This window comes from Azomonas agilis (assembly GCF_007830255.1).
Lineage (GTDB): Bacteria > Pseudomonadota > Gammaproteobacteria > Pseudomonadales > Pseudomonadaceae > Azomonas > Azomonas agilis.
On the sequence record NZ_VLKG01000001.1, the window covers coordinates 180,797 to 194,781 of the forward strand.

The 13,985-nt window shown below is 52.5% G+C and carries 12 protein-coding genes and 1 riboswitch; of the genes, 1 reads left to right on the plus strand and 11 read right to left on the minus strand.

Annotated elements, in window-relative coordinates:
* Positions 1 to 83: 83 nt before the first annotated feature.
* Positions 84 to 2,999: a preprotein translocase subunit SecA gene (gene secA / locus LX59_RS00790; protein WP_144569939.1), complete on the minus strand. Its 2,916-nt coding sequence runs from the start codon at positions 2,997 to 2,999 to the stop codon at positions 84 to 86.
* Between the two features lie 195 nt (positions 3,000 to 3,194).
* Here secA and LX59_RS00795 point away from each other — a divergent pair, with 195 nt between their 5' ends.
* Entirely contained in the window at positions 3,195 to 3,659 is a 465-nt protein-coding gene (locus tag LX59_RS00795) for a DciA family protein (protein WP_144569940.1), read from the plus strand.
* Between the two features lie 86 nt (positions 3,660 to 3,745).
* Here the strand turns inward: LX59_RS00795 and LX59_RS00800 are convergent, their stop codons facing one another.
* The 10 genes from LX59_RS00800 to nrdR form a co-directional block, all read right to left on the minus strand.
* On the minus strand, positions 3,746 to 5,425 hold the full coding sequence (locus LX59_RS00800) for a methyl-accepting chemotaxis protein (RefSeq protein ID WP_144569941.1): 1,680 nt from the start codon (positions 5,423 to 5,425) through the stop codon (positions 3,746 to 3,748).
* Between the two features lie 304 nt (positions 5,426 to 5,729).
* Entirely contained in the window at positions 5,730 to 7,406 is a 1,677-nt protein-coding gene (locus LX59_RS00805; RefSeq protein ID WP_144569942.1) for a DUF1302 domain-containing protein, read from the minus strand.
* Between the two features lie 16 nt (positions 7,407 to 7,422).
* Positions 7,423 to 8,037: a GTP cyclohydrolase II gene (ribA, locus tag LX59_RS00810; RefSeq protein WP_144569943.1), complete on the minus strand. Its 615-nt coding sequence runs from the start codon at positions 8,035 to 8,037 to the stop codon at positions 7,423 to 7,425.
* A 74-nt stretch (positions 8,038 to 8,111) separates the two neighbouring features.
* On the minus strand, positions 8,112 to 9,077 hold the full coding sequence (thiL, locus tag LX59_RS00815) for a thiamine-phosphate kinase (protein ID WP_144569944.1): 966 nt from the start codon (positions 9,075 to 9,077) through the stop codon (positions 8,112 to 8,114).
* A gap of 13 nt (positions 9,078 to 9,090) precedes the next feature.
* A complete protein-coding gene (nusB, locus tag LX59_RS00820) occupies positions 9,091 to 9,576 on the minus strand; it encodes a transcription antitermination factor NusB (protein WP_246118645.1) in 486 nt (161 codons plus the stop codon).
* A complete protein-coding gene (gene ribH, locus LX59_RS00825; RefSeq protein ID WP_144569945.1) occupies positions 9,573 to 10,049 on the minus strand; it encodes a 6,7-dimethyl-8-ribityllumazine synthase in 477 nt (158 codons plus the stop codon). The genes nusB and ribH overlap by 4 nt, the downstream gene beginning before the upstream one ends.
* A 73-nt stretch (positions 10,050 to 10,122) precedes the next feature.
* On the minus strand, positions 10,123 to 11,214 hold the full coding sequence (gene ribBA / locus LX59_RS00830; RefSeq protein ID WP_144569946.1) for a bifunctional 3,4-dihydroxy-2-butanone-4-phosphate synthase/GTP cyclohydrolase II: 1,092 nt from the start codon (positions 11,212 to 11,214) through the stop codon (positions 10,123 to 10,125).
* Positions 11,215 to 11,245: 31 nt separating this feature from the next.
* On the minus strand, positions 11,246 to 11,911 hold the full coding sequence (locus tag LX59_RS00835) for a riboflavin synthase (RefSeq protein ID WP_144569947.1): 666 nt from the start codon (positions 11,909 to 11,911) through the stop codon (positions 11,246 to 11,248).
* Between the two features lie 109 nt (positions 11,912 to 12,020).
* A riboswitch (FMN riboswitch) is annotated at positions 12,021 to 12,163 on the minus strand.
* A 74-nt stretch (positions 12,164 to 12,237) separates the two neighbouring features.
* Complete coding sequence (gene ribD, locus LX59_RS00840) at positions 12,238 to 13,371, minus strand: bifunctional diaminohydroxyphosphoribosylaminopyrimidine deaminase/5-amino-6-(5-phosphoribosylamino)uracil reductase RibD (RefSeq protein WP_144569948.1); 1,134 nt, start codon at positions 13,369 to 13,371, stop codon at positions 12,238 to 12,240.
* The gene (gene nrdR / locus LX59_RS00845) at positions 13,368 to 13,853 is read right to left on the minus strand and encodes a transcriptional regulator NrdR (RefSeq protein WP_144569949.1); all 486 of its coding nucleotides are present in this window, start codon (positions 13,851 to 13,853) and stop codon (positions 13,368 to 13,370) included. The genes ribD and nrdR overlap by 4 nt, the downstream gene beginning before the upstream one ends.
* Between the last annotated feature and the right edge of the window lie 132 nt (positions 13,854 to 13,985).

Below are 13,985 nucleotides of genomic sequence, written 5' to 3' on the forward strand. Positions count from 1 at the left end.
GCGTGACGCAGGGATAGAAAAAGGCGCATGACCTTAGGTCACACGCCTTCATAACAATAGATCAGTCAGATTCTGTAGCGCTATTAACTGACTTTTCCATGACAGTGTTTGTATTTTTTGCCCGAACCACAGGGGCAAGGCTCATTACGGCCCACTTTGCGCTCGTTACGCACTGGAACCTGTGGCGCAGGAGCCGCTTTAGGACGAGCAATCACCCGAGCGGTGGAAGCCGGTTTGATCGGAGCCACCAGAGTAGCCTTGGGCTCTACAACCGCAGCGGGAGTAGGCTCTGATGCTGGCTCAACGGCCACAGGCTCTACAGGTGCAGAGGTAGGCTCAGGCGTTGGTTCGGTGGGCGTTGGAGCTTCGGCCAAAGGCTCTGCTGGTACAGCCTCAGGTTGTGGGTCAAGGGCTGACACTTCCAGATGCTGGAATTGCATCTGACGGGCCAATTCTTCCGCCTCCTGACGCAGACGCGCTTCTTCTTCCTCTGGGTCTTCACGGCGAATCTGTACATGGAACAGCACCCGCAAGCTATCGCGCTTGATGCTGTCCAGCAGTTCTTGGAACAGCTCGAAGGACTCGCGTTTGTACTCTTGCTTCGGATTCTTCTGCGCATAGCCACGCAGGTGAATACCGTGACGCAGATGATCCATAGTGGACAGATGCTCTTTCCACAGATCATCTAACACGCGCAGTACGATTTGTTTCTCAAAGGCGCGCAAAGCTTCTGGGCCAGCCAGTTGCTCCTTCTCAAGATAAGCCTCTAAAACCGCCTGACGAATGCGTTCGCGCAGCGGCTCTTCGTGCAGTTGCTCGTCCTCTTCCAACCAGTGTTGTAGCGGAAGCTTGACAGCAAACTCAGCTTCTAAAGCAGTTTCTAACCCCGGAATATCCCATTGCTCAGGCAGGGACATGGGCAGAATGTGTTGGTTGATCAAAGACTCCAGTACCAGATCGCGGAATTCTGCAATCACATCGCCGATTTCATCCGCCACCAGCACCGTATCGCGCAGATGGTAAATCACCTTGCGCTGTTCGTTAGCTACGTCATCGTACTCCAGCAGTTGCTTACGCATGTCGAAGTTGCGGCCTTCAACCTTACGCTGGGCTTTTTCAATCGCACTAGTCACCATGCGGTGCTCAATGGCTTCCCCAGACTCCATGCCCAAGGCTTTCATAAAGCCCTTCACGCGGTCGGAGGCGAAGATGCGCATCAGGTTATCTTCTAGCGACAGATAGAAACGGCTAGAACCCGGATCCCCCTGACGACCGGCCCGACCGCGCAACTGGTTGTCGATGCGGCGAGATTCGTGGCGCTCTGAGGCGATCACGTGCAAACCACCCGCTTCCAACACCTGCTGATGACGTTTTTGCCATTCGGTTTTAATGGCTTCGATGTCGGTTTCTGAAGGGTTCTCCAGCGCTGCTACTTCTACTTCCCAGTTGCCGCCGAGCAGAATGTCCGTACCCCGACCAGCCATATTGGTGGCGATAGTCACCGCACCGGGACGACCGGCTTGGGCAATAATCTCGGCTTCTTTATCGTGGTATTTAGCATTCAGAACCTTGTGCTCAATGCCCGCATCGGTCAGCAGCTTGGACACATACTCAGAGGCTTCAATGGAGGCTGTGCCCACCAAAACCGGACGGCCTTTTTCTTGGCAGTCTTTAACGTCAGTAATGATGGCCGCGTACTTCTCTTCCTGAGTCAGATACACCAGATCATTAAAGTCTTTACGGGCGATGGCACGGTTAGTGGGGATGACGACCACATCCAAACCGTAAATTTGGCGGAATTCAAAGGCTTCAGTGTCCGCCGTACCCGTCATACCTGAGAGTTTTTTGTACAGACGGAAGTAGTTTTGGAAGGTAGTCGAGGCTAGCGTTTGACTTTCAGGTTGAATCGGCAAACCTTCTTTGGCTTCAATAGCCTGATGCAGACCTTCCGAGAGGCGACGACCGGGCATGGTACGGCCGGTGTGCTCATCAATCAGGATGACTTGCTGATTCTGGACGATGTATTCCACATTGCGATGGAAGAGCACATGGGCGCGCAAGCCTGAATGCACATGGGTGAGCAAAGACAGGTTATGGGCGGCATACAGGCTTTCACCTTCGGCCAGTAAACCGGCTTCGGTCAGCAGCTCCTCAACGAATTGATGGCCTTGTTCGTTCAGCTCAATTTGACGATTTTTTTCGTCAACGCTGTAATGCCCCTCTTGGGTAACGACTTCTGGCTCGTCTTCAATGTGGCGCTTCAGACGCGGAATCAGTTCATTAATTAGCTGATACAGGCGAGAGCTGTCTTCGGCCTGACCGGAGATAATCAGCGGAGTACGAGCCTCGTCGATCAGGATCGAATCCACCTCATCAATGACAGCAAAGTTTAGGCCGCGCTGATATTTTTCTTCTTGGCTGAAGGCCATGTTGTCGCGCAGGTAATCAAAGCCCAGCTCGTTGTTGGTACCGTAGGTAATGTCAGCAGCGTAGGCGGCGCGCTTTTCTTCCGGCGGCTGAAAGGGAGTAACAATCCCCACCGATAAGCCTAAAAATTCGTACAGCGGACGCATCCAGTTAGCATCCCGCCGTGCCAGGTAATCATTGACGGTTACCACATGCACACCCTTGCCTTCCAGTGCATTCAGGTACACCGCCAAGGTGGCTACCAATGTTTTCCCTTCCCCGGTACGCATTTCGGCAATTTTGCCTTCGTGCAGGGTGATACCGCCGATTAACTGCACGTCAAAATGGCGCATACCCAGCACACGGCGGCTAGCTTCACGACACACGGCAAAGGCTTCGGGTAGTAGATCGTCTAGGCGCTCACCCTTGGCCAGTCGCGCTTTAAACTCTTCGGTTTGGTTGCGCAACGCCTCGTCGGATAAAGCCGATATCTGTTGCTCCAGTGCATTCACCTGAACAACTACTTTACGCATCCGCTTAATTTCGCGGTCGTTCTTGCTTCCAAAGAGGGTTCTTAACAAAGGGGCAAACATATCGGCAGGAACTTCCGTGCAAAGTGTGGGTGGCACGGCCCCGGAATTGGGCCGGGACTGCATGCAATGTAAAAAATATAGAAGGGGCATTCTACTCGGAAACGCTAAGGAGAAAAGCTATTCACTCAGCAGCATTCATGACTAGAGACATCAAATTTTGCTAGTCTGGATACTTTGTGTGTTGCAGGCTGTCTTATGGCTCATCCTCTGTCCTTCACTCCCTACACATCCACCCAGTCGGTGTTGCAAACTGGCTCTTTGCAGGCATTGTTTGCCCAAGTACAGTACTTATCCCACTTGCAGCAGCACCTAGATCTTCTCTTAGAGCCAGCCGCCCGCGACCAATGCCGCGTGGCTAACTTTCGGGAGGGTTGTTTATTTCTAATTATTAAGGATGCGGCTTGGGCTACCCGTTTACGGTATCGGCAGCAAAAACTGATTCAAAGTCTAGGGGAACTTAGAGAGTTTGCGGGGCTGCACCAAATTGTGTTTAAGGTAAGTCCTGATCAGCAGGCCATTCAGCCAATACAACGGAGTTTACCTTCGTTATCCAGCAAAGCGGCGGTTGATCTGCTGGAAACCGCAGCGGCCATCCAAGATCCGCAATTACGGGCAGCTTTAGAGCGCTTGGCCCGTCACGCCAAACCTAGCACGGGCTGAAATGCCATAAAAAAGCCAAGTAAGATGCCCCTTTAGAGCACACCTAAAACTTGCTGGTATGCCCCAAAGTGCTCGCTACCTCGCTACTAAACGCGAAACTGCCCTACTAAACCCCTGAGCCGCTCGCCCAGTGCTACTAAACCTTGAGTGGTACTAGTGCCACGCTCGGCACTCTGCGCCATATCCTCCACCGCGTTTGCAATAGTATGCACACTGCGATTAATGGATTCGGCCACCGCGGTTTGCTCACTGGCAGCGCTGGCAATTTGCGCGTTCATGTTATTGATGGTTGAAATCAAACTACTGATGGCCTCTAAAGAGGCTCCCGCTTGGTTAGCTTGAGTGGTGGTTTGCTCCCCGGTTTCTCCCGAACGCCGCATTGAGTCCACCGCAGCTACTGTGCCGCGCTGCAACCGATCAATCATGGTTTGGATTTCTTGCGTACTTTGCTGAGTACGACTTGCTAAGGCGCGCACCTCGTCGGCTACTACCGCAAAACCCCGTCCAGCATCTCCGGCACGGGCAGCCTCAATAGCCGCGTTGAGTGCCAGCAAGTTGGTCTGTTCAGCAATGGAGCGAATAACATCCAAGACGCTCACGATGGATTGCACGTCCTGCTGCAAACTATCCAGCGACTGACTGCTGTCGCGCATTTCCTGCACCAAGGCATGAATCTGGGTCACGCTACCATTGACAACCCGTTGCGCGGCCCTCCCCTGACTATCCGTCTCATGGGCAGCTTCGGCAGCGCGCTGGGCGCTGTTGGCCACTTCTTGAGCGGCAGCGGACATTTCATTAATCGCCGTAGCCACTTGATCGGTTTCTTGGCGTTGCTGCTGCATAGCTTGCTGTGTTTTACGAGCCTGCTGTGCCACTTCATTGAGTAAGCTGGTCAACTGCTGCGTTGCTTCAACTACCCCCACAATCGTCTGCTGAATCTTGTCCACAAAGCGATTGAATGAGCGTGCTAACTGCCCTAGTTCATCCTGAGAATCCAGTTTCAAACGGCGCGTTAAATCCCCTTCACCCTGAGCAATATCGTCTAAGTTAGCCTGTAATAAACGCAATGGTTTTAAGGTATGGCGCACAAAAGACTGCGTCACTATCACTAATACAATGAGCGAAATTATTGAAACACCTAATACTCCCATTAACTCTTGTTTGACTTGCTCTTGGATTGCTGCTTCAAGTTTATTTAACTCCACGCTTAAATCGTCTAAATTAACCGATGTTCCAAAAGCCATATCCCACTTGGGTAAGTACTCGGTATAGCCTAACTTTGGAACTAATGTATTGGATCCAGGTAAGGTAGAACTGTAATTCACATAGTGAGTGCCTTCTTTAGCAACTCGAACTAACTCACGATTAACATAAACACCATTAGAGTCTCGGTTATCACGAAAACTATCACCTACGCCAACAGGATCTGTGCTTTTAAACAGACGGATGACATTGGAGTCGTAGCCAAAGAAGTAGCCGTCTTTCCCATAGTTGATTGAAGACAGTAGTCGAATTGCTTCGGCTCTGGCCTTTAGATCACCACTCCCAGAGGCTTCATAGATGGGTTTAATCGCAGTCAGCGCTATCTCTACGGACTGTTGCAGTACAAGCTTTCTCTGCTCTAGCAATTGATTGCGGGCTGTATTGACCTGCTGCTCCATTTTCTGATCCAGAAATACATAGGCCCAACCGGTAATCAAGGCAGAAAATAACGCAACAGGTAGCGTAGCCAATAATAAAATTTTAGTTTTGAGGGTCATGCTCACAATCTAAATTCCTTACTTGCAATTATTAAATTTATTAATTAAATCAAATAGATATAAAAACATGCCGCCCACTACCCCATCCTCTGCGCAGAAGTTACCAGACACTGAGTATAACCTCCTCAAAATTCGCGACTACGACGGATAGCTAATAGCAAAAATCACCTATAAATGCACCAAAAATATTTAAACTCAGAAGCAATAAATCAATTATAAATATTAAATATTTAGACAGATTTACAACAAAACCCCATAGACAACTCAGCCCAGTTACAACGACTGAGTTTAAACTTCGCTAAATAAACCGTTAAAATTGTGTCGAGAACTTAATACGCATAAAATCTCGATCCTTCAGCGAGTTATACTGCCCACCATAAAAATGACTATAACTGACTTCCACAGCATAGGTATCCATATAGGAAAACCCCAGTTTAGCGGCAATGGAACAGGCTCCCTGGCTGAATTGCTCATTAGGTGCATAACCTTGCACATCTTGGGTAAAGGTTATTTGAGGTTGCGCATATAAACGGGCTATGGGCGTTGCATAGTCTGCAGATAGACGTAGTCGATAGCCCCAAGCCTCCGACGTAATAAAGCCCTCTCGCCCCGCCGAGCCAAAAACAGGATCACGACCATAGCGCTCGCTGCCTAAGCCCATCACACGCACATACCCCAACTCAGCCTCGACACTGAGTTGCTGCGCGCCTGCAATCTCGGCATTTAGCGGTTGATGAATCCCCAGTTGCCCCTGAGCCACTCGTTTACGCTGGTATCCCTCTTGCTCAGCCACTTCTGAGGTTTGTCCCAACCAGTCAATCAGCTGGGCTTGATTACGCTGTAAGGGCGTATTGGGCTGATAGGTTAATACGCCCCAAAGGGTGCCACCGGAAGCTAAAGTCCCCGTTGCACTCAGCCCGTACAGACGAATAGCCTCTGGATAGCTGAAAAAATAACGCCCATGACCTAAACGCACCGCTTCATTCACAGCGCTGGTTTCAGTGTTTTGAGCTAGGTAGGCCAATACTTCAGCATTAGCGGTGCGCACACCCAGCATTCCCTGACGGCTGTGGTAACGCAACCAATGAAACCCCAGACGCACATGGTCTCCTTGCCAAAACAACGCCAATCCAAACTGGCCGCTGTGCTGGGCTTTTTGATCACCGGCTCTAGGGATTAATACTCCTTCGGAACTCCACGCATAACCCAAACCTAAAGCCTCAGCTTGAGCCCAAGGATTTACGTCCCTATCTACCGCATAGTACGAGCAACCTCGCGTCGATACATCCCGCTGGGCAAAAAAGCCGCCACAGTTGGCAGGCACCTCCATCGCGTCACCCCATTGATAAAAAGCATCCAAAGTCCAACGCTGAGGCAAACTCTGAGACAGGTACAGCAGATTCACCGGAACCCTATCCTCAGTATCAGGACGCTCTAACCCAGAAAATCTATTGAAATCAACGGGATTAATAACATCCAAGGCGGAAGGTAAGAGCTGGCCTTCACCCCAATCCACCACCTGTCGTCCCCAACGTAAGGTTCCGGGTTGCCCGGCTAACTGGTAATGGTGGAACACAAAGGCCTGTAACCACTGACTTCCCGCCGATTGAGCAGCCCGAGGACGGTGGCCATTATCGAGCTCTCGAAAAGACTGGGAGTGATTTTGCAAGGCAAAGTCATACCAATAGCGCCCCTGCACAAAGACCCCAGAATCCCCAAGGCGCAGCTCCAAATCATGCTGGCCTTCAGCGCGCCGCGAAAAACTATCACCGCGGCGGAAATTGAGGCGGCCATCATCACTGCTGGGTGATTGACCTTGGCCACCATTACTAGCACCGATCCACGCAGAATCAGCTTCCTCAGCCGCCCAACGCAGATCCAAGGAAAATCGGCTGTCTAGCTGGGCTTCCAACGCTCCCAAATTGAAACTAATGGCTAAAGCCGAGGGCACTACACCCAAGCAGATCAGGACACAGAGGAAACGCATGGAGCCTATGCAGAAACTAAGGCTCTACTTCACCCTGATGAATATCGCCCAACAGATGACCTAATTTACCGGCCTTGGTAGCCAGATAACGCAGGTTGTGGGGATTGGCATCAATATGCAGAGGACGACGCTCTGCAATACGAATACCAAAACCCTCTAAGGCTTTAATTTTTCGTGGATTATTCGTCATTAAGCGAATTTCATTAATCCCTAAATGATCCAGCATCGGTTTACAGATAGCGTAATCCCGTTGATCGGCTGCAAAGCCCAACTGCTCATTGGCTTCGACGGTATCAGCACCTGCATCTTGCAAGGCGTAGGCCCGAATTTTATTCAGAAGACCAATACCACGCCCCTCCTGACGCAGATACAGCAGAACCCCACGCCCTTCTATGGCAATGGCCTGTAAAGCGGCCTCTAATTGAGCTCCGCAGTCACAGCGCATACTGAATAAGGCATCACCAGTCAGGCATTCTGAATGCAAACGTCCCAACACGGGCTCGCCATCAGCCACATCACCCAAGGTAAGGGCTACATGCTCCTTGCCCGTGGCCTCGTCGAGAAAACCATGCATGGTGAACACGCCAAACGGAGTGGGCAGTTTTGAAGCAGCGACAAAGATGACGGACACTGCAAGGCTCCCAAAAACCTAGAAAGTTATACTATAACACTCACACAAAGTTGGTGCAGTGTTGGTAAAAAGACTCAAGATCCACGCTCAAAGTGATCATAGCCGCGTACTGCGGGCGTAATTCGATGGCCGGTAGCCGTCTGTAGCTGAACTCCTTGACCTACTTCGACCCAACCAATGGCTTGTATGGGCCAGCCTTCAGCCTGAAGTACAGGTAATTGCGCTGGAGGCAGCGTAAAGGCCAGTTGGTAGTCATCTCCGCCCGAAAGTGCATATTGAAGAGCCTGCTCTGGCCTATAGATACGCTGTAAGGCTTCAGAATAGGGAATCTGCTCTTGATCAATGACCAAGCACACCTGAGAAGCGGCGGCAATGTGCCCACAATCAGCTAACAGACCGTCGGAAATATCCAAGGCAGCGGTGGCCCGTCCCCGCAGAGCCACTCCCAAACCCAACTGAGGTTGAGGAGCCCAATAACGGGCCAATAGGTATCGCTCCGTCTCTGAGTCGCCAAGGCTTCGGTTCAATACCAAGGGCAAAGCGCCGGCTCCATCCCCCAAAGGGCCACTGACGCACAGCAGATCACCCACGCAGGCACCGGAACGCTGCAACGCTTGGTGAGGAGGCACATGCCCCAATACACTGAGGGTTAGACTCAAGGGGCCACAGGTAGTATCACCACCAATTAAGGGCAAAGCACACTGCTCAGCCATCTGGTTTAAACCAGCCGCAAAGCGCTGCAACCAGTCGGCCTCTGCCTGTGGCAAGCTAATGGCCAAGGTAAACCCCAAAGGGCTAGCCCCCATCGCCGCCAAATCGCTGGCCGATACTCCGAGTGCCCGCTGCCCTAATAAAGCAGGGTCGCAAACTTCAGGGAAGTGCACACCAGCCACTAGGGTATCGGTGGATACGGCCACCAAATTTCCTGACGGGGGATTGAGCAAAGCACAGTCATCGCCAATCCCCAACACTACACCTGCACCGGTGCGCGCACAGGAAGCCGCCGCGAAGTATTGGCGGATTAGCTCAAACTCTCCCATAGCTATGCGCCCTTTAGGGCCGTGGCTTACGGGTTTCAGCCGGACGCAAGTGGGGAGCCAACTTGTCTAAAACCCCATTCACGAACTTATGCCCTTCGGTAGCGCCGAAGACCTTAGCCAGCTCAATCCCCTCGTTAATCACCACTCGATAAGGTACATCAGTACGCTGCATCAGTTCATAGGTGGAAAGACGCAAAATTGACCACTCCACCGGATCTAACTCCACCAGTGGGCGATCCAATAGAGGCTCGATCAGTTGGTCAATTTCGGGCTTATTGCGAGCTACTCCATTAAACAGCTCGTGGAAGTAAGCACCGTCTACCTGTGTGAAATCATTATCCACCCGAAACTGGGCTTCGATCTCATTCAGGGATTGACCCGCCATGTGCCATTGATACAGGGCTTGCATCGCCTTAGCACGCGCTTCGCGACGTTTGGCAGTCTTGCTGCCTTGCGCCGGTTTCGCACCGCCGCGAGCAGCTTCAGGCTTCTGGCTCACTTGGCCTCCAACGCAGCCAGCAAGCTGACCATTTCCAGAGCCGACAGAGCAGCCTCAGCACCTTTGTTACCGGCTTTAGTGCCGGAGCGCTCAATGGCTTGCTCAATGGAGTCTACGGTCAGAACACCAAAGGCCACCGGAACGCCAAACTCCAAAGACACCTGAGCTAAGCCTTTAGTGCATTCATTAGCCACGTATTCAAAATGCGGAGTACCGCCGCGAATCACCGCGCCCAATGCAATAATGGCATCAAACTTGTTCAGTTTGGCGACTTTCTGGGCCACCAAAGGCAGCTCAAAGGCACCCGGCGCACGAATGATGGTGATGGCTTCTTCTTTCACACCATGACGCACCAGCGCATCCACAGCGCCAGTCACTAAGCTTTCTACGACAAAGCTGTTAAAACGGCCAACCACCAGGGCAAATTTTCCTTTGGGGGCGACAAAAGTACCTTCGATGGTCTTAAGGGTCATAATTCTCTCGGTTTCCTGAGGGGCCAGCCAACCAGCGGCCCAAATGAATGTTCAGGTTTGCACGCAGTCTGGGTTATTCGGCGGGCAGGTATTCTACAACTTCCAGATCAAAGCCGGATATGGCATTAAAACGCATCGGCGCACTCATCAAACGCATACGGCGTACACCAATATCACGCAAAATCTGTGAACCCGCTCCTACGGTACTGTAGGTACTGGGCATCCGAGTCGCTTGACCGGCCGTGCCTTCCAGCACGCTGGCTAAAAGATCATCTTTATCCATCTCGTGGCCTAACAACAGCACAACACCGGTGCCTGCTTCGGCGACTTTGCTCATGGCCGCCCGCAAGCTCCAGCGCCCCGGCTGGCGCACCAGCAAGAGGTCACGCATGGGATCCATGTTGTGAACGCGTACTAAGGTGGGCTCATCGGCTTGAATATCACCTTTAATCAAGGCCATATGCACTTCGCTAGTCACCGAATCCCGATAGGTAACCAAATTGAACGAACCAAGTTCAGTATCCAAAGGCTGCTCGGCCACGCGCTGAATGGTACGCTCATGCAGTAAGCGGTAGTGAATCAAATCAGCGATGGTGCCAATTTTTAAGCCATGCTGCTGGGCAAACAGCTCTAACTCAGGACGGCGCGCCATAGTGCCGTCTTCGTTCATGACTTCACAGATCACCCCGCTGGGCTCACATCCAGCCATGCGCGACAGATCGCAAGCCGCCTCGGTATGACCGGCGCGAGACAGCACGCCACCCGGTTGCGCCATCAAGGGGAAAATATGTCCGGGACTGACGATGTCTTCCGCTTTGGCCTCACGAGCCGCCGCCGCCTGAACGGTACGCGCCCGATCAGCGGCGGAAATTCCGGTGGTTACGCCGGTAGCAGCCTCAATGGAAACCGTGAATTTAGTACCAAAGCCTGAACCGTTACGCGGGGCCATCAAGGGTAGCTTGAGGGTTTCGCAGCGCTCACGAGTCATGGGCATACAGATCAGGCCACGGGCAAAACGGGCCATAAAATTGATGTGCTCGGCCTGTACATGCTCAGCCGCCATGATCAGATCGCCTTCGTTTTCGCGATCCTCATCATCCATCAGGATGACCATTTTGCCTTGGCGGATGTCTTCAATCAGTTCAGCGATACTATTGAGGGCCATGTGGCCATTCCTCTGAAAATTTCGGAATTCGTTACTTCAAAAAACCGTGTTCGGCTAAAAAGCGCTCGGTTAGGCCACCGCTGGCCGGTTCTGGCTCTGCGGCTTTATCGCCCAGCAAGAGGCGCTCCAGATAACGGGCCAGTAGATCCACCTCCAAATTCACCCGCCGTCCGGGGCGATATTCGGTCATGATGGTTTCAGCCAGCGTGTGGGGCACTACGGTTAGAGTGAAGGTCGCACCCTTCACGGCATTGACCGTCAAGCTGGTACCATCCACGGTGATGGAGCCTTTGAGGGAGATGTATTTGGCCAGCTCCTTAGGAGCCTGTACCTGAAATTGAATGGCGCGGGCATTATCTTCGCGGCTGATAATCTCGCCCATGCCATCTACATGGCCACTGACCAAATGGCCGCCCAAGCGCGTGCTGAGGGTAAGGGCTTTTTCTAAATTCACTCGGCTGCCAGTTTTTAGCTCACTAAAAGCCGTGCGGGATAGCGTTTCACGGCTCACATCGGCCCAGAATCCGTGCCCTGTGAGCTCAACTACGGTGAGGCAGACTCCATTAACGGCAATACTATCGCCTAATTTAACGTCGCCTAAATCCAGCTTACCGGTGTCCACCTGCACCCGAAAATCCCCTCCTTTTGGGGTTAGGGCACGCAGGGTTCCAATGGCTTCAATTATGCCGGTGAACATAGGCTGCTCCCGACCAGAGGCATTCTTAAACGCATGTCACGCTTTCTCCTGTTTATAAAAAACAGGGCGATCGAACGAGGACTCAGGCCGATTGAGGCTCTGATAAGGATCCCGCCCTCTCTCATCCGGACTATGACCGTCGGCCTCGGAATCACACCGAGTCTGCTGTCCCTACTTTATGTAGGCGCTCGCGGGCTAGACTAGAACGTCATTACCGCCGGTGGGGAATTACACCCCGCCCTGAGAACGAAACGGCTGTTTTAGACAGCCGGGCGAGTTTTTATCACAAGTTGTTGCGCTGTGCAGCAGTCTTTTTGCTATAAGGATCAAACATAGGCGCTATATAGAGCCTGCTCCGGAGCTGCAATTATCTGCCAATCGCTGCCTACTGCGCGTATATCTAAGATACGTAAAGCGCTGGCCTCCTCCATACGTGCGAGAGGCCAATCCAATAGCGGACGAGCGCTTGAGCCCATCAATTTAGCAGCCATAAAGATACAGTATTCATCCACCAAACCTTGACGGGCAAAGGCTCCGGCTAAGGTTGGGCCTGCTTCCACTAAAACCTCATTCGCACCCTCTTGGGCTAATTGATGGAGCAGCCATGTCAAATCCACATGCCCTTCGGCTTCAGGGCACAGCAACAAACGATGCCCGGCTTGCTGATGGGCCTCAGTGGATGGATTGTTTAACGTAGCCACTACGGCAGGGCCAGCGCTAAAAAAGGGCATATTCAAAGGCACACGTAAGCGACTATCGACCACCACTCGCAGCGGTGGACGCGACAAAGCCAGTGCAGTTTGCTCCTCATCCAATCCCAGCTCTGAAGCCCTTAGGGTTAAACGGGCGTTATCCATCAGCACGGTGTCCGCGCCCGTCAGCACTAGGCTGGAGCGCGCGCGCAGCCGCTGCACCGCAGAACGTGCTGCAGGGCCGGTAATCCACTGACTTTCGCCACTGGCCATCGCGGTGCGTCCGTCCAAACTCATGGCTAGTTTGACCCGAACAAAAGGCATTCCGGTTTCCATACGTTTGATAAAGCCAATATTCAGCGCACGAGCCTGAGCCGCTAATACCCCGCTCTGCACCTCAATACCCGCCTCATGCAGGCGCTTTAAACCACGACCGGCCACCTGTGGATTAGGGTCTTGCAGCGCAGCCACTACCCGTTTAACACCAGCGGCAATCAGAGCATCGGCACAGGGCGGCGTGCGACCATAATGGCTGCACGGCTCCAAAGTGACATAGGCGGTAGCTCCCTTGGCCAACTCACCGGCTTGGCGTAGGGCATGCACTTCAGCATGGGGCTCACCCGCTCGCACATGCCAGCCTTGCCCGACTGTCTGCCCTTGGGCGTTCACCAGTACGCAGCCCACACGAGGATTAGGATGGGTGGAGTACAGGCCGCGCTGTGCCAAGCCTAGGGCTTGGGCCATAAAAAAATGATCTTGGTCGCTCATTCGCTTTTGGGAGGATCACGAGAAAGGGAAGGGTCACGGGATAGGCGATCAATTTCTTCCCGAAATTCGTTAAGATCTTGAAAACGCCGATAGACGGAGGCAAAGCGGATGTAAGCTACCTCATCCAGTTTATGCAGCTCGGCCATCACCAACTCTCCCAAAACCCGCGATTTCACTTCACGCTCGCCAGTGGAGCGCAAGCGGGATTTAACGTGGGCAATGGCTTCCTCCAAACGCTCGACACTAACGGGCCGCTTTTCTAAAGCGCGCTGCATCCCTGCCCTGAGTTTGGTTTCGTCAAAGGGCTGTCGGCTGCCATCTTGCTTAATCAAGCGTGGCATCACCAACTCAGCCGTTTCAAAGGTGGTAAAGCGCTCGCCACAGGCCAGACATTCACGACGACGGCGCACCTGTTCGCCCTCAGCCACAAGTCGCGAATCAATGACCTTGGTGTCGTGAGCCTTACAAAAAGGACAATGCATGCCAAGAATATCCGAAGACGATGCAGCATATTAGCCTATCCTAGAGCCTGCCATAACCCGCCAGACTTAAGTCTTTTCAGACAATCTGTACTTAATCCTCAACCGCGCTTGGAGTAGAGTAATAAACTTATG